This is a genomic window from Pseudoalteromonas sp. UBA2102, from assembly GCF_002331165.1.
In the GTDB taxonomy this organism is placed as follows: Bacteria; Pseudomonadota; Gammaproteobacteria; order Enterobacterales; family Alteromonadaceae; genus Pseudoalteromonas; species Pseudoalteromonas atlantica.
Map to the genome: position 1 here is coordinate 1 of NZ_DCYU01000071.1, position 19,388 is coordinate 19,388.

At 40.2% G+C, this 19,388-nt stretch carries 20 protein-coding genes; 15 read left to right on the forward strand and 5 right to left on the reverse strand.

What is annotated here, in order from left to right; all coding sequences use genetic code 11:
- From B2R65_RS09580 to B2R65_RS09610, 7 genes are all read left to right on the forward strand, one after another.
- A partial coding sequence (locus tag B2R65_RS09580; RefSeq protein ID WP_286742177.1) for an HAD-IC family P-type ATPase occupies window positions 1-448 on the forward strand: 448 nt, incomplete at its 5' end.
- An 11-nt stretch (window positions 449-459) separates the two neighbouring features.
- The gene (locus B2R65_RS09585; RefSeq protein WP_004589267.1) at window positions 460-813 is read left to right on the forward strand and encodes a cupredoxin domain-containing protein; all 354 of its coding nucleotides are present in this window, start codon (window positions 460-462) and stop codon (window positions 811-813) included.
- A 9-nt stretch (window positions 814-822) separates the two neighbouring features.
- Window positions 823-1,059: a DUF2933 domain-containing protein gene (locus tag B2R65_RS09590; RefSeq protein WP_024605467.1), complete on the forward strand. Its 237-nt coding sequence runs from the start codon at window positions 823-825 to the stop codon at window positions 1,057-1,059.
- A gap of 91 nt (window positions 1,060-1,150) precedes the next feature.
- Entirely contained in the window at window positions 1,151-1,786 is a 636-nt protein-coding gene (locus B2R65_RS09595; RefSeq protein ID WP_286742241.1) for a methyltransferase family protein, read from the forward strand.
- 12 nt (window positions 1,787-1,798) lie between these two features.
- Window positions 1,799-2,221 carry a hypothetical protein gene (locus tag B2R65_RS09600; protein ID WP_286742190.1) on the forward strand — a complete coding sequence of 141 codons (423 nt, stop codon included), beginning with the start codon at window positions 1,799-1,801 and terminating at the stop codon, window positions 2,219-2,221.
- 10 nt (window positions 2,222-2,231) lie between these two features.
- The gene (locus B2R65_RS09605; RefSeq protein WP_008467865.1) at window positions 2,232-2,603 is read left to right on the forward strand and encodes a hypothetical protein; all 372 of its coding nucleotides are present in this window, start codon (window positions 2,232-2,234) and stop codon (window positions 2,601-2,603) included.
- A gap of 50 nt (window positions 2,604-2,653) precedes the next feature.
- The gene (locus B2R65_RS09610) at window positions 2,654-3,004 is read left to right on the forward strand and encodes a hypothetical protein (protein WP_024602002.1); all 351 of its coding nucleotides are present in this window, start codon (window positions 2,654-2,656) and stop codon (window positions 3,002-3,004) included.
- A gap of 216 nt (window positions 3,005-3,220) precedes the next feature.
- On the opposite strand, the gene B2R65_RS09615 is transcribed toward B2R65_RS09610, so the two are convergent.
- Together B2R65_RS09615 and B2R65_RS09620 are read right to left on the reverse strand one after the other, a co-directional pair.
- Window positions 3,221-3,952 (reverse strand): MauE/DoxX family redox-associated membrane protein, encoded by a 732-nt coding sequence (locus tag B2R65_RS09615; protein WP_008109669.1) that lies wholly within the window; start codon window positions 3,950-3,952, stop codon window positions 3,221-3,223.
- Between the two features lies 1 nt (window position 3,953).
- Window positions 3,954-4,475 (reverse strand): DUF305 domain-containing protein, encoded by a 522-nt coding sequence (locus B2R65_RS09620; protein WP_138611346.1) that lies wholly within the window; start codon window positions 4,473-4,475, stop codon window positions 3,954-3,956.
- A gap of 261 nt (window positions 4,476-4,736) precedes the next feature.
- On the opposite strand from B2R65_RS09620, the gene B2R65_RS09625 reads away from it, so the two are divergent.
- The 3 genes from B2R65_RS09625 (at window position 4,737) to B2R65_RS09635 (ending at window position 9,744) form a co-directional block, all read left to right on the forward strand.
- Window positions 4,737-4,997: a PhoH family protein gene (locus B2R65_RS09625; protein WP_082874002.1), complete on the forward strand. Its 261-nt coding sequence runs from the start codon at window positions 4,737-4,739 to the stop codon at window positions 4,995-4,997.
- 66 nt (window positions 4,998-5,063) lie between these two features.
- On the forward strand, window positions 5,064-8,855 hold the full coding sequence (locus B2R65_RS09630; protein ID WP_138611345.1) for a PAS domain-containing hybrid sensor histidine kinase/response regulator: 3,792 nt from the start codon (window positions 5,064-5,066) through the stop codon (window positions 8,853-8,855).
- Complete coding sequence (locus B2R65_RS09635; protein WP_138611344.1) at window positions 8,839-9,744, forward strand: diguanylate cyclase; 906 nt, start codon at window positions 8,839-8,841, stop codon at window positions 9,742-9,744. The genes B2R65_RS09630 and B2R65_RS09635 overlap by 17 nt, the downstream gene beginning before the upstream one ends.
- A 92-nt stretch (window positions 9,745-9,836) precedes the next feature.
- On the opposite strand, the gene B2R65_RS09640 is transcribed toward B2R65_RS09635, so the two are convergent.
- Together B2R65_RS09640 and B2R65_RS09645 are read right to left on the reverse strand one after the other, a co-directional pair.
- Window positions 9,837-10,217, reverse strand: coding sequence for a DUF3192 domain-containing protein (locus tag B2R65_RS09640; protein WP_138611343.1), 381 nt, complete (start codon window positions 10,215-10,217; stop codon window positions 9,837-9,839).
- Window positions 10,218-10,514: 297 nt separating this feature from the next.
- Entirely contained in the window at window positions 10,515-11,459 is a 945-nt protein-coding gene (locus B2R65_RS09645) for a D-2-hydroxyacid dehydrogenase (protein WP_138611342.1), read from the reverse strand.
- A 430-nt stretch (window positions 11,460-11,889) separates the two neighbouring features.
- On the opposite strand from B2R65_RS09645, the gene B2R65_RS09650 reads away from it, so the two are divergent.
- Both B2R65_RS09650 and B2R65_RS09655 read left to right on the forward strand, forming a co-directional pair.
- A complete protein-coding gene (locus tag B2R65_RS09650) occupies window positions 11,890-13,029 on the forward strand; it encodes a 1-acyl-sn-glycerol-3-phosphate acyltransferase (protein ID WP_138611341.1) in 1,140 nt (379 codons plus the stop codon).
- 108 nt (window positions 13,030-13,137) lie between these two features.
- Entirely contained in the window at window positions 13,138-13,383 is a 246-nt protein-coding gene (locus tag B2R65_RS09655) for a DUF1289 domain-containing protein (RefSeq protein WP_004586824.1), read from the forward strand.
- A gap of 15 nt (window positions 13,384-13,398) precedes the next feature.
- Here the strand turns inward: B2R65_RS09655 and B2R65_RS09660 are convergent, their stop codons facing one another.
- Window positions 13,399-14,097, reverse strand: coding sequence for a substrate-binding periplasmic protein (locus B2R65_RS09660; protein ID WP_024031530.1), 699 nt, complete (start codon window positions 14,095-14,097; stop codon window positions 13,399-13,401).
- 156 nt (window positions 14,098-14,253) lie between these two features.
- Between B2R65_RS09660 and B2R65_RS09665 the strand changes: the two genes are divergently transcribed.
- From B2R65_RS09665 to B2R65_RS09675, 3 genes are read left to right on the forward strand one after another with little or no spacing between them, the layout of a single operon-like run.
- A complete protein-coding gene (locus tag B2R65_RS09665; RefSeq protein ID WP_004586826.1) occupies window positions 14,254-14,457 on the forward strand; it encodes a DUF3283 family protein in 204 nt (67 codons plus the stop codon).
- A gap of 3 nt (window positions 14,458-14,460) precedes the next feature.
- The gene (locus B2R65_RS09670; RefSeq protein ID WP_004586827.1) at window positions 14,461-14,862 is read left to right on the forward strand and encodes a GNAT family N-acetyltransferase; all 402 of its coding nucleotides are present in this window, start codon (window positions 14,461-14,463) and stop codon (window positions 14,860-14,862) included.
- A gap of 20 nt (window positions 14,863-14,882) precedes the next feature.
- A complete protein-coding gene (locus tag B2R65_RS09675; RefSeq protein WP_138611340.1) occupies window positions 14,883-19,388 on the forward strand; it encodes an EAL domain-containing protein in 4,506 nt (1,501 codons plus the stop codon).

Consider the following 19,388-nt stretch of genomic DNA (forward strand, 5'->3'; position numbering starts at 1 on the left):
GGGTATTAGTGAGTTTCTTGCTGAAGTGCTGCCAGAAGATAAAGCCAACAAGGTGAAAGAGCTACAAGAAGGCGGCGAAATTGTTGGTATGACAGGAGATGGCATCAACGATGCTCCTGCGCTAGCGTTAGCCGATGTTGGCTTCGCCATAGGCACAGGGACTGATGTAGCTATCGAAAGTGCTGACATTACCCTAATGCGTGGTTCACTTCATGGCCTTGCTGATGCCATAGCGGTAAGCAAAGCTACTTTACGAAATATCAAACAAAACTTGTTTGGCGCGTTTGTCTATAACGTAGCCGGGATTCCTTTTGCTGCGGGGGTTCTATATCCCTTCTTTGGCATTCTGCTTAGCCCTGTAATTGCAGGTGCTGCAATGGCGTTTTCGTCATTGACTGTAGTGTCAAATGCAAATCGACTTCGCTTTTTTAAAGCAAAAGAGCATTAAGGAGAATCACAATGATGGTTATTAACTTATTAGGCTTAATGTTAATCGCGCTGATTGTTTGGTGGTTTTGGCTATATAAACCCAATAAAACAATCGTTCAAGGTAATGAAGTACTCATTGAAGTGAGGGATGGTGTGTATTCCCCATCCTCAATTCAGGTGTCTGCTAGCCAACCTGTCACTCTGAAGTTTATGCGCAAAGATCAATCCCCCTGCGCTGAAACAATGCTTATTCCTTCATTGGATATAAGCGAACAGCTTAAATTAAATGAAATTACTCAAATTACCCTATTGAACTTATCACCGGGAGAGCATGAGTTTCACTGTCAGATGCAAATGTATCGCGGTGTCTTAAAAGTCGTTTAGGAGGGCAATATGAAAAATCAACACACTAATTTTTGGTCAACACCTACAGGCTGGGCTGCACTGGCACTTATTGCCGCAGTGACCTACTTCTTAGTGCTTGAGCATGGTCAACATATGCTGCAATTTCTTCCCTACTTGATTTTATTGCTATGCCCCTTGATGCACGTATTTATGCATGGCAGTCATGGTAAACATGGTCACGATCATTCACATGCGCCTGATGAAAAAAAGGAAGAGAGCTCTTAAGAACTCACGGATAAAAATGCAGCCTATCGCGATGGCTACATACAAGGGTTAGAAAAGGCACGTAAGGAATCACATAAAAAGGAGAGCAGTGATGAATGAAACATATGATTATGGCTTATGGTCAATGGTGATACTGAACTCAGCAATTTTTATCTTTTTTGCCTTTAGTTTTGTCAAACCAAAAACATCAACTGATTGGCGAAGCCTAGGAGCGTTCTCCGCCTTTATTGTTGCCCTATTTACTGAAATGTATGGCTTTCCTTTAACTATCTATTTTCTGTCGGGGTGGCTGACGGAGACCTATCCAGAAGTAAATTTCTTTGCGCATGAGAATGGGCATTTATTACATACTTTCTTTGGATTTCAAGGTGATGCCCATTGGGACCCATTTCATATAGTGAGTATGGTGTTTATTGTTGCAGGTTTCTTTATGTTGTCTTCAGCATGGAATGTATTGCATCACGCGCAAAAACATCATCAATTGGCTACAACTGGATGGTATGCAAGGTGTCGCCACCCACAGTATGTAGCTTTCATTCTAATCATGTTCGGCTTTTTATTGCAGTGGCCGACAATCCCAACACTTGCGATGTTTCCGATCTTAGTCGTTGTTTACGTCAAGCTAGCGAAACGCGAAGAAGCACAAGCGATTGCTGAGTTTGGTTCGGAGTACCACAGGTATATGGAATCGACACCAAGTTGGATTCCAAATTTTAATAAAATGTAGAAGGTAAAAATTATGAAAACATTAGGTAAATCAATTCTATTTTCTGGCTCACTGATGGTAGCCACAAGCTCATTTGCCCAAGATCATGACCATAAGCATGAAAGTGTGAACAAATATGATATGCATCAAGGCATGGAGATGTCACACGAAAATATGGAAAAAATGCATAAAAAGATGATGGAAATGAAAAAAGAAGTTTTAGTAATTAAATCTGAACAAGACCCTGATAAGCAACAGCGAATGATGCATCAACATAGACGTTCAATGATGAAAATTATGCAGATCATGCATCGAGATATGGAAGACAAACCTATACATAAACAAATTGCAATGGCTGAACATCATCTGGAAATGATGGAAAACATGATGCCGCAGATGAACCGGAAAATGGAAGAAATGAAAGATAGCAATCAACAGCATTCACACAAACATTAGGAGAAAAATTATGAGCGATTTAAATCATAGAGTTGGCGTTAAAGAGCAAAATTTAGTTGTTCGAAACCTAAAGCTTAGCAATGTCACAGAAGAAAGCTGTGACGAGTTAGTAAAAGAAATAGATCAGCTTTTTGGTATAGATGAAGTTAGTTACAACATCAAAGAAGGTGAAATACACCTTGCCTATGATGCCGCAAACGTAAGCCTTGATGGGATTGAGGAGGTAATCCGTAAGTATGGCGCAGATGTTCATGATGATTGGTGGACACATACTAAAGAAAGTTACTATAAATTTGTTGATCAGAACATCAAAGATAACTCTGTTCATAAGCCTTGGAGTTGTCATCAAGCACCTTCGGGGGCTGGCCGGAAAAACAAATGAATTCATAAAAAAGTGTATAGATAATTAGTTAGTCAAATGAGGTAACAGTGATGAAAACACCCTATATAAAAGCTCTTTTATTGCTTACATTCGGTTTATATTTAGTGGGTTGTTCCAATACCACTTTTTATCATAAATACATGGTGAGAGGTCAGGTAGTAGAAAGTTCTGATAATCGAACTCTAATCTGTATTGGTGCTAAGCATGGCGCAGAGGTTGGGCAAAAATACAGTGTTATTAGATTCCATGAAAGAATAGTATTGAGTGAAGGTGAAGATCCCTACACTATCGAAAAGGTAGGAACGGTACAAATTACTAAAATTGTGAATGATCATTTCGCAACTGTAAAGCTAGTGTCTGGTGACATTGCAGCGAAAGATATGGTGGAACTTGAAAACTAATAAAGTGGTGGCGAAAGCCACCACAAGAGCATAACAATAAAACTTAATGAAAAAACTTTAGTGTTATTTTGTACAACCTTTGAGATTGTTTGCTCAGTTCTGGTTATCTTGATGCCAGTACGACAGAAAAAATGTTACATATGAATTAGAAAGGTGTGGGCTGGCATCCTAGGTCTAATCTTAACAGTTAAGGGGCCGCCGAATAGAGCTATACCTTTACATCAGCAGCATAATCAATGCTCCCGCGATCATAAATAAGTTTTCAGATAGTGATACAAATCCAAGTGGCACACTGCTATCGCCGCCTACACAGGCACACTTTAACTGGCGTTTGTCGATGTAAACGGCTTTGAAAACTGAAATTGCTCCAACTGTGCCGATAAACAATGAAAATGGTGCCACTGCGAGAGGCTGTAGTTGGGCAACCATACCAATACCTGCATATGCTTCAATGAAGGGATAAATATAACCATATCTTATCCATCTCATCGCTAGTAAATCATAAGTAATAAACGAATTTGTGAAACTGTATAGGTCTTTCAGTTTTTGCACCGCTAAGAGCGTCATTGAAAAAGCTATAAATAGCATCAGTGTTCTGATGGAGATAAATGAGCCGGAAGCAAAATGTTGAGATGCGACAGCAAGAAGTGCAGCTATCGAGAAAATGGCTACAACGGGCGTGTAGGTTGTGCCAGTTTGACCTGCTTCATCTTTACCAAAATACTCTCTTAAGTCATCGTATCCTCCGACACGCTTTCCTTCAATAAAGGTTTGTGGCGTAGTTTTGACATCATGCTTAGCTTTGAAGTCATCAGCTTGTTGTCTAGACGTGAGCTTATGATCTTCTACATCATACCCTTGCCTCTCCAGCAAATCTTTCGACCTTAAACCATAGGGGCAGATATGTTCGTCAGTGACCATTCTGTACAGGGTAGCTGTCTTAGTCATCTTAGTCTCCTTTGTTCAGTGTGCCTTCAAACTTTGGGAGCGGTCGTTGCTCAGCCTGAGCTTGTGAGCTGACCTTTCCATTTTCAGAAATATCTTTAATCAGCCATTCCATTTCTTTTATTTCTTTTCGTTGGGCTTTAATAATACCATTTGCCAATTCACGCACGCGTACATCCTCCAAAGTTGAATGCTCACTAGTAAGAATAGCAATGGAGTGATGAGGAATCATCGCTTTCATGTAGGCACTGTCAGAAATTGTGCTTTGAGAGCGAACAAGATAAAGACATATGGCAAACAGTATTGTCGCCAATAGAAAAATAGCCATGTTGAGCTTCTTGTTACTGTACATGCCAAGCATAAAGGCCAGCATGATCATTGCCATACCTGCTCCCATATACAACGCCATATAGATACGCGTTTCACTAAACCATATATGTGATACTGCGTAAGTGTTGAGATACATCATTACAAACATAGCAATGGTTGAGGTGATGATCATTGCAGCAAATCTTGAGTATTTCATAAGTAATCCTTACATTGATAGTGTAAATATTTCCCACTGTTAGCCTATTATTCTCTACATGTGGTCATGTTCTCGAAAAAGTGCAAGTAATGAGCCAGTATCAATAAGAGTATTTGTAATACGATTGACTCAATTTCAGCTTATATCTAGAGTTTAAGTTTTGAACTTATGATAGACACAGGCTAAATTGGCTTTAGTTAACAATCTAATGGGAGAACTCAAAGCACTACAAGCTGAGCTTCAACAAATGGCAAATATTATATCAATTCGGGGGTGATTTTGGATGAGAGCCAAAACTTAACGGCATCTCAGCTTAAAACTATTATTACCCGTTGTGGCGAGGGAACAAAACTAATTTGTAGCGGTAATTTAGCGCAAATAGATAGTAACTACTTAACCCCCGTTACCTCCGGCCTTACTTATATTGTTGAGCGTTTTAAAGACTTTGAAGGCAGTGCAACAGTTAATTTAAACGGGGTAGTGCGCAGCCGTTTAGCCTCCTTTGCAGAAGAAAATTTATAACTTGCGCAGAACAATTTGGCTCGATAGTCTAGTGGCTGACTATCGGGCTAAAACTTAGGCAAAACGTTGAAATTTTTACCTCTAAAAGACTATTACCGCTCTTTATTTGTAGCATTATTTGTTCCCTTATTTGTGGCATTTTTACTGTGTTTGCACTTGTATAATATAAAAGTTGAGCGCGCCATAGAAAAACGTCAAGCCGATTTTGAGCAAGTGTCGGCTCAAGTTAGCCATATAATGAGCTCGGTAAATGACTTTTTTGACAATGCCTTTATATCGTATCAGCAGCCTAGTGTTGAGCAGTTCAATCGCAACTTACTAGAAGGTATTAATCAATACGACAATTACTACTACCGCCACTTTAGCAAGCGCCAAGGCGAAATAGTCGGTAAAGGGCAGTTTGCTTTTTCTAACCGCGCGTTGATCCAATGGCAGCAAGCTACAACCCTAAGCCCAACGTTTAATACCGCGTTATCGCTTATGCAATCGTTGTCGGCTGTTGCCTATGTTGATGATTCGGGGTTTGCCTATGTGGTAAGGCGTAATAAAAGCCAAAGCACTATGCTTAATAAAATTTTAAATGGTAATTTTAAGCCCACATTTATACCTGGCCAGCTTACCTCAAGCGCTATTGTTAAAATACGCGATAGCGCTTATTTTGCTATTGGCCGTAAAAAACAACCTAATCCGTCAGACTACATCATTTTAATATACGATTTAGAGGCCATGTCTAGCTGGCTTAAAAAGGTGGCACCAAGCGAAGGCGAATATGTGTTTATGAACCAATCGCATCAAGTGATAGCCAGCTCTGTTAAGCAGTTAAATGAAGCAACAGCCTTAAAAGATTATTGGCCTGAATTAGCCCATGACAATGAAAAAATAAACTTAGTTAATAACACAAATGCGCAGTTTTTTATGCAAGCAATGGGGAACCTGCCCATTCATGCCGCCTTTTATGAGCCGCAAATAAAAGTGATCACGCCAATTAGGTATGAAGTTCTTTTGGAGTTTGCGTTTTTAACGTTATTTTTAAGCTTAATGTTTGCGGTATTTTTTTGGTTAAGCCAACGTATTTTTGTTAGGCCAATGACTCATTTAATGCAATATTTTGAACAAAATGATGCCCCTAAAGCCGCGCTTTCCAATTACCCCATTCCTTTAAATTGGCAGCCTTGGTTTTCTCGCGTTAAATATGTATTTGATAAAAATGCACTGTTAGTTGAGTCGCTCCAAGAGGCTAATAAAGAACTCGATGAGCAGTTACAGCTGCAATCTCAAAAGCTAAAACGTAGCTACGAAGCAAAAGAGCGACACCTAGCGCTATTAAATACCATGCTAAATAGTGTGCCTGATCTTATTTACTTTAAAAATATTGATGGCTCTTTTTTAGGTTGTAATAAAGCATTTGAAGCCTATGTAGGCAAAGAGCAAGCCATCCTAGTCGGTAAGCGTATTGAAGATTTAGACAGCGACGATTTACAGTTAAGCCTACTAGAAAAGCAAGTTTTACAAACCAAAAGTAGCATTGAGCAACGCATAGATAGCACCGACAAATCGTATCAATTAACGATTGCCCCATTTTATAACGAGCACCAGCACTTATTAGGCACTATGGGAATTGGGCGAGACATTACTGAGCAGCAGCAAACTCTATCGGCGTTAAAAGCGTCAGAATCTAAATTTAGAAGTGCAATAGAGTTTGCAGCAAACAGTGTGGTGTTACTTTCGCTTGAGCACACCATATTGCAAGTTAACAAAGCGGCTCGTAAGTTATTTTCACAGCAAGATATTTTAACTGGTGAGCCACTAAAAATGCTGTTTGATGAGGCGCAGTGGCAAGAAATAAAAAATGCGCTTTGTCACTTATTAGATGATAAAAAACGGGTTTATCATTTAACGCTCTCACAAGGAAAACTCACAAGTTGGCTGCAGCTGAGTGTGTCGCTGGTTTGGGATGAAAACCGTGATCCCTCTTATTATGTTATTCATATTCAAGATGTAAGTGCGCTGACTAAAGCTAAGCATGACGCAGAACGCGCAACAATAGCTAAAAGCCGCTTTATTGCTAATCTAAGCCATGAGATCCGCACCCCTCTTAACGCTGTGTTAGGGCTGTTAGATATGATAGTAGAGCAAGGCTTAAAAAATAAGCAGCTGCAACAAACTAAGCAGGCTAAAAACGCAGCTCAAAGCTTGTTGCTGATGCTAAACAGAATGCTCGATTTTGCCCGTGTAGAAAGTGCGCAAGCGCAAATTAAACCGGTGCCTTTTTGCTTGGTTGAACTGATTGATATTTGCGAGAGCTTAACAGCGCCATTGTGCCAAAACAAAGGGTTAAGCTTTAATATTGAAATAGATCCACTCATTAACCCCGCGCTGGTGGGGGATTCAATACGTTTGCAACAAATATTAGGTAACTTACTCACCAATGCCGTTAAGTTTACTAATAAAGGCAGTATTACTTTAAAAATGGTACTTGAAGAAAATGACGTTTTAGATCAGCAACGTATTTGTTTTCACGTAATAGACAGTGGTGTAGGTATTGCTAAAGCTGACCAACGACGACTGTTTGATGCTTTTACTCAAGGCGATGAATCCTCTACGCGTATTCACCAAGGGGTTGGGCTTGGACTTGCTATAGTTAAACATGGTGTAGCCTTAATGGGAGGCGAAATTGCAATTAATAGTGACAAAGGCCGTGGATGTGAGTTTTTCTTTACTCTAGCGCTTGCGGTAGATACGGCTAAAAATAGTGTATTTATACCTAATACGTTAGCCATTGTGAGCGATGAGACTGTACAGCTAAACGAAGTGGTTAATGCATACTCACAAGTGGTAGCTATTGATTTAGAAGAGGCGCTTCGCTACCCAATAAAGCTTGCTGATGCACAGCAACTGATTATTGATGAAACCACATTGAACGATTTATTAAAGGTTGAATCTATACACGAAACGCTCAGTGGCAACTCATACCCTGTGGTTGTGGTGAATCACGAACACACTTTAGCATTGCCTTGTACTACGCAAATTAACGCACAACATATTAAAGCTACGGCGTTAGCTCAGCGCTTGATTAGCTTAAATGCTAATGCGGGGGCGGAGCCACCTAAAGCCGCTGAAAATAATGAAGAAGTCAAAAAAGATATATCGGGTCTACTTATTATGGCGGTTGATGATAACCCGCTTAATTTAGACATTATTAGCAGTGTGCTAAAACAGGCCCATATAAATGTAATAACGGTTACCAATGCGCCAGATGCAATAGAGCTGCTACAAATATTAAAACCAGATTTAATTTTGATGGACGTGCAAATGCCGCATATTGATGGTTGCCAAGCAACGCAATTGATTCGCCAACAGTTTGACGCGCGCCAGCTGCCTATTTTTGCTTTAACAGCACATTGTGAACCTGCAGATGTTGAGCGCTCACTTAGTAGCGGCATGAATAAGCATTTGACTAAACCTGTGGTTGCAGCTGTGCTGTTAGATGCAATCAGAGACGTAGACTTTATAAAACCTAAGTTTTATGACCAAAGCTTTGCGCTCACCCAGTTTAATTTTGATGAAAATTTACTGGCAACCATGGTCGGAAAGTTTGCGAAGTTGTGTGAAACGCAGTTAGAACAAATTGAAGAAAACACCCAGCGAGATGAAGTGGTACGCTTAGTGCATAGCATTAAAGGCGTGGCGGGTAACTTAGGTTTTATTAGGCTTTCATTGTGTGCAAAACAATGTGAAACGCACCTTAAAACAACTAACGAGCCGCTTCAGCACACTTTAAAAGAGCTAATCATTCAGCTAAAGCAAGTGATTATATTTATTGAAACCTTAGGGGGACGGGATGTCGAAAAAAGCTAAAATACTGATTGTGGATGATGATCCCCTTAACCGGCTGGTGCTTGAAAAAACACTGGGCTCGGAGCATGACGTATTTTTAGTCGAAAGCGGCGAAAAAGCGCTCACCTTTATTAAATCTAATCAGGTCGATTTAATTATTTTAGATGTGGTGATGCCAGGCATTGATGGTTATGAAGTGCTTGTACAGCTTAAAGAAAACCCTATTACTCAGTCTATTCCTATTGTGTTTATATCGGCTAATAATAGCCACACCGATGAAGCAAAAGGACTTGAATTAGGTGCAATGGATTACATCACTAAACCCTTTAATGCGTCTATAGTCAAAGTGCGGGTACGCAACCAATTACTGATCAAGCAAAAAAATGATTTGTTAGAAATGCTTGCCTCAATTGATGGTTTAACGGAAATACCCAACAGGCGTTATTTAGATGAAAACCTCTCTCGTGAATGGCGCAGAAGTAAACGCAATGGCTCGTGTTTGTCTGTTTTATTAATGGATATAGATCACTTTAAGCGTTACAACGATTGCTATGGCCACCGAGCGGGGGATGAGTGTTTAAAGCAGGTTGCCCAGGCGTTAGCAGCGCAATGTGAGCGTAGTACTGACTTTATTGCCCGCTACGGGGGGGAAGAGTTTGCAGCGGTATTACCCGATGTTAATAAACAACAGGCATTAGCATTTGCCCAAAAGTTAAGAAAAGCGGTAAACAGCCTCAATATAGAGCACAAAGCTTCGTTAAATGCAGATCACATAACAATCAGTATTGGCATTGCTAGTATGGAAAACGGCAATGCAAGTGCCGAACAAGCCTTACTCGAACAAGCTGACCTAGGGCTATATGCCGCAAAAGATGCAGGGCGCGATCAGGTGGTTGCGCTTAACTTATAATGTGGCTGTGTTTATATTAAAGCGTTATTTAAATCGGCCCCACACGTTAATGTTATTACCAAGCGGGGCTGCTTTACGCTACTAGCGCGTTGTTATTTTGTGATCATGCCCAGTGCGCTTTCACCAATACCCACCAATTTATCATTTTTAAATACCAATGGCGTGCATTCATCTTTTGTTGTTTTGCCATCAGAGTGAATGCTGTTAGTCACGTAAAACAGTATCTGATACACATCATCATCTTTTTTCAATAGCTCGGTAAAGTTTGGCGTTTTTAATTGCGCTAAAACAGATTGATAGCTGCTATCCATTGTTAAATCTGCAATCGCTTCGCGGTTTTTTTTATGCTGATGTTTCCAGCTTGATGAGTCGTTACCTGCCCAGTGCGTTTCTGCTTCGCCATCTGATACGGCAATAACACAGCCTGTTAAAAACGGAGCAATAAGTGCAGCAGCTAAAAGTGATTTTTTCATTGTTATAGTCCTTGATGAGTTTTAATTTAATTATTTACTTATCAGGAGCAAGTAATAGGCCAATATAACAAAGTTATAAAATTCAAGGGGTTAGATTGTAATGGCTGTTTTTAAGTGATGAATTATAAAAATCATTAGCAAAAACAGCCACTTTTTAGGTTTTTTAACGATTAAGCTAGCCTGCGTTTATTTAGCCTAGCGAAAACACACGTTACAGCTATTTACTAAATAGAATGAGCGACTTTGAGACAGGTAAAACCTAGCCTCAATGCGGCTAATTATTGTTGTAAATTGCTATTATACCAAGCGGTTACGAGACTCACCGTTACTAAAGGCTGCAATATTTAGGCTTACCTCATTAATTAAGCGCACGATTGACTCTGTGCTGGCCCATGCAATGTGAGGTGTAAGAAGCAAGTTTTCGCCTGTGTAATTAGCCAGCGGGTTAGAAGGCTCTGCCGGCTCTTTAGTAAGTACATCAACACCCGCACCGGCAATTAAATTTTGCTCTAGGGCTGTGGCTAAGTCGGCTTCATTTATAATGCCACCACGGGCGGTATTGATAATAATACTGCTGGGTTTCATCATTTTTAGCTCATCTAACGAAATTAAATCGCGTGTTTCATCAGTAAGCGGGCAGTGCACGCTAATTATATCAGCGGTTTCTAATACTTCTTCAAAAGTTGTACGGCCTTCTCTACAAGAGGCGCCTTTACGCTCTGCAACCACTACATTGGCTCCAAAAGCTTGCGCTACTGTCGCCACACCTTTACCTAGCGTTCCGCCGCCTATAATGGCAAATGTTTTACCTTGTAAATCATTAAAGCTGTAATCTAATCTGCAAAACATCTCGCTTTTTTGCCAAGCGCCTTGCTGGCAGTCGCGCTGGTAGCGGTGTGTATTACCTAATAAATTAGTCACTAACGAAAACGTGTGCTGTACAACCGAAGGGGTTGAGTAGCCTGCTACGTTGGTAACGGCAATACCAAATTCTTCAGCGGCGTTTAAATCAACATTATTAGTGCCTGTTGCACTTACGCAAATAAGCTTAAGCGTTTTAAGTTGGCTTATCGTATCGCGATTTAGCACAACCTTGTTGGTAATAAGGACGTCCGCGCCTTGGCTGTGAGCAACAACTTGCTCAGGTGACGTAAGTTCGTAAGTAGTTAGCTCACCTAGTTCTTCAATGCAAGTTAACGAGGTTTTAGCTAAAGTAGCGTTATCGAGAATGGTGATTTTCATTGTGTGTCCTATCTAAATGCGTACCGTAAAATGGCAAGAGCGTTTAAGGTACTACGAATACACACCTTTGTTAATGCTATTACTACCAAATGCTTAGTACAAAAAGTCAGGTTGCTGTTAAAAGTTTAAATTGTCTGGTCTGCCCACTCAAATATAAATAACATGATATTTTAGCGGGCTATATCGCTGGGGCCTGTTTATTTTTTGAGGTTGAACTCCCTTTCCTCTGAAAGGTCAACAAGCCTTATTAAGGTTGATAAAACTAAAAAACAATGCACCAACCCCTTTTTGTGTGGTCATAGACTGAAATGGCTCGCAAATAAGCATAACCAAATGGCTATTTCTTATTTAAGAGTGGCTGAGTTATAATCAAAATTATATATAAACGGTACGTTTTGCGTGCCGTTTTTTTAACATTGTAGATGCAGTAATGAGTGAATTAGAAGATAAGTACGCAGACATAAGACCTTACAACGACGATGAAGTTGCGGCCTCGCTAGCGCGTTTAATTAACGATAATGCGTTTATAGATGTAATAGCAAAGTACAACTTACCGTGCTTTATATCCGCTATGCCTTTTATTGCTCGCACACTGGTGAGAAGCCATTTACGAAAAAAATGGGGCAAATTTACGAGCGTTGAAGATGTACAAAACGAAGTTGCAAAGTATTTAGATAAACTAATAAAACGCACTACCTCAAAAGTTACCTTTTCGGGTTTAGATAAACTAGACCCGCAGCAGGCGTATTTATTTATATCAAACCACCGCGACATAGTGCTGGACCCTGCACTTGTTAATTGGGGTTTGTATCAGCATAAAATGAAGACGGTGCGTATAGCAATTGGTGATAACTTATTGCAAATACCGTATATAACCGAGCTGATGCGTTTAAATAAAAGCTTTATCGTTAAGCGCTCAGCCAAAGCACCTAAAGAGATGCTTAAGGCGCTAACGCAGTTGTCATCCTATATTTATGACTCGTTAACAGCAGGAAATTCTATTTGGATTGCGCAAAAAGAAGGGCGTGCAAAAGACGGCTTTGATCAAACAGATCCGGCGCTTTTAAAAATGCTGCAACTTAATGGTCGTAAGCAAAAGAAAGAATTTGGCGAGTATATTAAAGAGTTAAAAATTGTTCCTGTGTCTATTTCTTATCAGTATGAGCCTTGTGCAATTTCTAAAGCAAAAGAGCTTTATCATAAACAGCAGCACGGTGAATACGTAAAATCAGCAGGCGAAGACATAGCAAGTATTGTTGAAGGATTTAGCTCTGCTAAAGGGCATGTGCATTTAGCATTTGGACAACCGGTTGAAAGCGGTTGCGATGATGCTGATGAGCTGGCGCAAACAATTGATAAGCACATTGTTGAGTCTTTTTACTTACACCCAGGAAATTACATTGCCGGTGGGTGCAAGCAAGCAGTTATTGATGAGCCCGATACCGCCACTTTTGAACAGCGTTTAGCCTTAGTGCCAGAAGAGCTAAAGCCACTTGTTTTAGCTATGTATGCAAAGCCATTTCAACGCAAAACTGAAATCACAAACAAAGTATGTGAGCAAAGCCATTAGGCATCTGCGTTGGCAAATAGCGTAATAAAGCAGCGTAAACGCTGCTTTTTTTTTGTGCATAAATAACGCTATACTCATACAAAGCAATTATTCTACTTAGGGGGCGCAATGCAACAAATTGAAATATTTGATATTCCAAGCCCCTGTAAAAGTATTTGCCAAGTAAACAACCGAGGTTATTGCAAAGGCTGCTACCGAAGCCGGGATGAGCGCTTTAATTGGAATGCGTTAAGCAATGCGCAAAAAAAGAAAGTACTTAGCTTGTGCCAACAACGTTACAAACGGTATTTACAAAAGCGCCAAGCTGCGCAATCACAAGCCACTTTAGATAAACAACAAGGCTTTGAATTTTAAACCTTGCTGTACATGCTAGAGTTTTAAATTGTATTTTGCACGCAATGCGCGACTAGTGCCGTTATCGTGTAGCTTATTTAAAGCATTCAATAATTTACTTACCAAAGCCGCGTGCTTTTTATGTACATAATGATAGAGCGAAAACGTACTTAGCAGCTGGGTTTGCATACAGGTCTCTGGCAGGGAAAAGTTATCGGCTTTAAGCACAAAGTCGAGCATAATTGCCCCATCAACTTTATGCTGGGCTAGTAGGTTAAGTTGGGTCGTAATATTTTTTACTTCAATAATATTGCCGTTAAACTTATGCTCATTTAAGTAATGGTGCTGAACTGGATAGCCTGATAAAACCGCAATACTATCGAGTTTATCGAGTGTATTGGGTTGGCAGTTTTTAAACAGTAAAAGCTTATAGTCAAACAGTGGGTAGTTAATTCTGATCAGGTTTTTATTGTCCGCCTCTATACTTATATCGCGGCCAAGTTGGCCATCTAACACCCCATTATTGGCTGCTAATAAGGCATTTTGGCGATTAAAATCAATTATGTGTACTTCATAATTAAGTTCTTTATAGGCTAATGTGAGTAAAGCGAGCGCATAGCTTGCTTGAGCTGAGTCGGCCGGGCGGTTAAATATAACGCTATTGTGATTGGCGAGTGTAATTTTACTAAAAAATAAAACGACTAATAAAAACAAAGCATTGAGCTGTATCTGCAAGGTTACTTCCGTTTAAAATAAGGAGAGGGCAAATGAACGCAGCGAATAATACCAAAATAGTTTGGTTTTTGCCCATGTTTGTTGCTTTTTAAACAGTAAATGGGTTCAAATATACGTATAATAAATGCGGATAACTAACCGTACTTAGGAGTGGTTGTGAGTTTTAATTTATGTGCTTTACCTCGAGAGCAAAAATACCAGATTCAATTAGATTACGAAGCCTCATTTTGGGCTTATCAAATTAAACGTAATAAAAAAACACGTGAGCAAGTTTATAACACGATTCATAGCCGCCCAGTGGCAGAGCAAACGTTTTTAAAGCAACAGTTTGAGCAGTATTTGGCGTTAATGCTAAGCTAATATATGTACACAGTACAAAAGTTAGACACACTTAAGATTCCATTAGTTAATAAGTTTTATGCACTGTATAGCGTAAGAGGACGTGCTAATAAGCAAGATCAGGTTTGGGTTGTTTACAGTGAAATGCAGATAGTTGCGGCGTGTCGAATACAAAATAAACACGATTTTTTATTCTTATCTACCGTATTTGTTGCCCCGCAGCACCGTGCAAAAGGGCTGGCAAAGCAACTTGTATGCGCCGCTATAAAACAGCAAAGCATGCCGCTTTACACCTTTGCTTATAAAAATATTACAGCTTTATATACGAGTCTTGGTTTTAACCAAGTATTAACATATACTCCTGGTTTAAAAGCACTTTTTGATATTTATACACATCGAAATATAGTCGCACTCGAATACCTATAACAAAAACAACGGATCAAGCCATGAGTAAAGGCGTTCATTGGATCATTAGTTGCTGTATAGCTTTAATCGCTATATTTAGTTGCCAAGTTGGCGCACAGGTTAAGCGTTTATCCCCCAGTGAAGGCCTGTCGCAAAGCTATGTGAACACTATGCTGCTTGATGATAACGGTTACCTATGGCTCTCTACCGAAGGGGGGTTAAACCGCTATGATGGTTACCAAGTTGTTTCAATTAATGGCCCTAATGGCGAGCTTGAAGAAGCCATAATTGATTGTATTTACCAAGACCCCGCAGGCAATATTTGGATAGCCTCGTTACTTGCCGGCTTATTTAAATACGACCCAAGTACCGACACCTACCAGCAATTTATTTCTCAACCTACCAGCGAAAAACAAATTTTAAGCCAGTCGGTATTTAGTATGGCTTCGGTTGATGACAAAACCTTATGGATTGGGCGTGGTCGCGACTTTGCTAAATTAGATATTGAAACAGGTAAAATAACCAGCCTATTTGAGCTGCCTAAAGAATACGAAAACACCTTAGTCAGAGAGCTTTTTCATTACAATGGGTATATTTTTATAGGCACAAGCCATGGGGCGTTTGTATTTGATATCGCCTCTGAACAAATTAGGCCGCTGCAGCATTTAAAAAGCAAAGCTGAGCATATTTATCAAAACAACGTTAAATCGTTTTCGGTTATTGAAAATAATCAGTTGTTAGTAGGCACCGTTAAAGGCTTGTATCAAGTTGATATTAGCGACTTGCCAGGCATGTTTGAACGCCCCGACATAGCATTTAAAAACCAAGCCGTTATTGCCGATTTAAATGTATGGCGCATCATCAACGAAGGCGAAAAGCTAGATCTGGCAACTAATAAAGGGCTCTTTAAATTTGATTTAAATACCAAAGAGTTGGTAAAAAACACACGTATTACACAAAGTAAATACAGCCTATCTGATACCAGTATGATAGACATGGTAAAAGATAAATCGGGAGGGTATTGGCTCGCTACTAAAACCGATGGTGCATTTTATCTGTCTAATAATACCTATCACTTTGGCAATATAGATGGTAGTAAACTGGGTGGCGATGGCCTTTCTCATCCTTCGGTTTGGGGCATTACGGAGTATGGCAACAGCCTATGGCTGGCAACGCATAATGGCTTAACCGAAATTGATTTAGCCACTAACACCAGCCAGGTTTACTTAAAAAACCACAAAGTAGACTTACTGACTACTGAATTTAGCGTGTATGAAATTATTCCTTATAAGCAAAAGCTTTGGTTGCATACAAACCGTGGGCTGTTTGAGTTTGACCCCATAACGCATCAAATTAACGAGCCAACAATAACAAACCCCAACAATAGAGCCTACATAGAAGGCTGGGTACACGGCGTAACCTTAATGCCTAACGGTGATTTGTACTATGTGCACTCAGATCACGGTATGTTTGTATATAATATTGATACTCAGCAGATCACCCGATTAGAAGGGGCTTTTAGCAACATAGAGCCGTTTTTGGCGCATGGTTTTTCGCCAGCGCTGGCAACCAAGCCTGATATGCCCCTGTTTTTTAATGCGGGTATTTTATATCAGGTAAACCCAACCACATTAGCATTAAACACCATTTATAAAGTGCCAAAACAGCACGATAACGTGGCTATTAATGTGCTTTCTTACGTGGTCGATAACAACAATATTTTATGGATTTCGCTATCTAATTTTGGCCTGATTGGGCTTGATGCAGCCAGTTACAAATTGGTACACACGATTGACTTAGAAAAAAATAAGTTAGGTACCTTACTTTATGACATGGTGCTTGATGATAATGGCATGATTTGGATGAGCAGTCATAAAGGTATATGGCGACTAAACCCAGAAACACTTCATTTTCAGCAGTTTACTACATCTGAGGGGCTGCTTTCTGCTGAGTTTAACAGCAGTGCCATGGCGCATTTAAGCGATGGCCGCATTGCCTATGGCAGCTTAAAGGGCATTACATATTTTCATCCGATGGAAAATCAAAATTACCACTCATTAATTGATCATGTAAATATAACGCGAGTTGATTTAATGTCGCGCGACTTATCTATCGATTTAAAACAGCCATTAAATGAAATAGTCCTTAACCATGATGATATCGGTTTAGAAGTGGCGTTTTCGGCGATGGCCTTTAGCTATCAAGAGCGCATAATTTATGAGTACCAGCTCGATAACGGCCAAAAAACCTACACCCGTAATAATAATCGGGTGTTATTCCCTAAATTAAATCCAGGTAATTACCAGCTCAAAGTATGGGCTAAAGATCCGTTAACCGGCGAGTACACGCCGCCTGCAGTGCTAAAAATTCGTGTTAAGTATCCTCTGTGGCGAGCGCCATATTTTATGGTGCTTTATGGCGTTTTGTTTATCGCATTTATTGCTTTTTGGGTAATGCGCCGCAACAAAATTCAGCGCATATTACTGGCCGCTAATAAAGAAAGTAAAGAAAGTGAAGCGCGATTAAAACTAGCCTTAGAGGGTAGTGAGTCGGGCATGTGGGATTGGCAGTCTACATCGAGTAGTATTTACCAGCCGCGCTTATGTAATGAACTGGGGTATGATCAAGAAAGCGTGAGCCTGGATGATTACCTAGCTAAAATTCACCCGCAAGATAAAGCGCTTTTCAGATTAGAATGGTTAGAATTTTTATCAACCGATAAAGGCTACTTTAATTGCACTTATCGTTTACGCCACGCTAAAGGCTATTGGCGTTGGTATAAAGACTTTGGCAAAGTGGTGGAATGGAGCGGACAACTTCCTAAAAAAGTTGCGGGTACTTACACCAATATGACCCGCGAAATGGTGTTTGAAGAGCATGCCCGCTTATTTACCGCTGCGTTTGAGCAAACCCGTGATTGGGTATTTATTCTTGATAAAAACTTTACGGTTCGCGCCTCTAACAAATCGTTGCAAACGGCCTTTAACTTTCCTAGTGAGCCACGCTCTAGCCGCGCCCTTAATTTAGGTATATCGCGAAGTAATCGCTTTGACTATTTACGGATAATGCAAAAGCTGAATGTGGGTGAGCATTTTTCCTGTGAAGACTTAGTCACCCTTGCCAGTGGTGAGCAGCGCCATGTGTTAGTAAAAATAAGTGCAGTGGCCGACACCGAACACCGTTTAAGCAGCTACGTTATTATTTTAACCGATATTCATGCGCAAAAATTGGCTGAAAATGAGCTTCATATTTTAGCCAATTATGACTCATTAACCGGTTTGCCTAACCGTATGCTGTTTAACGACAGGGTTGAGCATGCGATTGAGCAAGCGCAAAATCATCAATGTAAAGTAGCTATGCTGCACATAAACATTAAGCGGTTTAAATACTTTAACGACTCATTTGGACGTGAAGCGGCTGATGAGCTAATAAAGCAAGTGGCTAAGCGTATTAAGCGCTCCTTGCGTCCTTCTGCAAGTGTTGCACGCTTTGGTGGCGATGAATTTGTGGTGCTGGTGGAAGATGTGCAGCAAATTGAAGAAGTATTACTTATTTGCTCTAAATTAATAGACTCTGTAAGCCAAAATATGGAATTTAATGGCCAGGTGGTAAATGTTAATTTAAGTATCGGGGTAGCAATAGCGCCTGATGATGCCGCAGATCATGCTGCGCTGTTAAAAGCTGCCAGTATAGCTTTGTACCATGCAAAAGAGTCGCTCGAAAGCAGTTATAAGTTTTACAAGCAGGAGATGAACCAGCATGTACAAAAAGCCCTGCATTTAGAGTCTTTGCTAACTAAAGCGTATCAAGAGCAAGAGTTTTGCAATTACTACCAGCCTATAGTGAATGCGCACACTCAAAAAACCGAAGGTTTTGAAGTGTTGTTACGCTGGCCTGAAAACACTTTAGTGCCCACGCAAGAGTTTTCTTTAGCGGCTGAGAGCATAGGGTTAATAACAAAAATTATGCTGCAAACCTTTGCCCGTGCGTTGCAAGCGCTTAAACAATGGCGTGAGATTTCACCACAGCTGTACTTGTCGATAAACCTCTCTGCACTTGATTTTGAATACGAAGAGCTTGTAACCGACATTCATAAAGCGTTGAGCCACGCTAATGTGCCCTCAGAAGCCATAGTGTTTGAAATTACCGAGTCTATTTTAATGCGCGACTCTAAACATGCGCTGCACAGTATGGAAATGCTGAAAAAGCTTGGCTGTAAGCTCTACATGGATGACTTTGGAACAGGCTATGCCTCATTAACGTATTTAAAGCGTTTTCCTATCGATGTACTAAAAATAGATAGAAGTTTTGTGCAAGATATTGGCGTGGACTCGGATGATGAAGCCATTATTCAATCAACGCTTACCTTAGCTCATAGCTTAGGTAAAGAGTGTGTGGCTGAGGGCATTGAAAACAAACAACAGCTGCAGTTTTTAAAGCAGTTAGGGTGTAAGCATTTTCAGGGCTATTTATTTAGTAAGCCAGTACCTAAAGAAGCTGTTCCCGCACTGATCAAACAAGATTGGGGCAACATATTTAACCAGTAA